Annotated in this window: 1 pseudogene; it reads right to left on the bottom strand. The window is 42.2% G+C overall.

Annotated features, from left to right (window positions below):
- Positions 1-303 (bottom strand): annotated as a pseudogene (locus tag AAEY75_RS14360) (hypothetical protein); the annotation flags it as partial.
- Positions 304-329 lie beyond the last annotated feature (26 nt).

The raw sequence follows: 329 nt of genomic DNA, 5'->3' as shown, positions 1-329 counted from the left end.
GACATTACCTGACTGCAAACGCGTATTTGCATCCACAGGAACCAGTATTTCTTTACCATTGGCATCAACACTAATCAATGACGCTGTAATTCTACTGTTAACTGCTTGCGCATTTGACTGACTGTTTTGATTAAAGTTTGACTGAACTGCTACTGAATTATTAACGGCTTGTTCTGGTGTGGGTAACATCGCTGATGCTTGCGTGACAGCCATTACGCCAACAAGCGTACCAGCGACAACATGAAACAAGCGGTGTCCAGTCCATGCACTGAATGGGTTCGCAAAATGGTTACTTTTCTTCATGATATTCATTATCCCTAGTTGATGTA

The sequence above is a fragment of the Psychrobacter sp. TB55-MNA-CIBAN-0194 genome (assembly GCF_040309505.1).
Lineage (GTDB): Bacteria > Pseudomonadota > Gammaproteobacteria > Pseudomonadales > Moraxellaceae > Psychrobacter > Psychrobacter fozii.
Note: the sequence above shows the minus strand (reverse complement) of the source record. Positions and strands in the feature narration are given on the sequence as shown.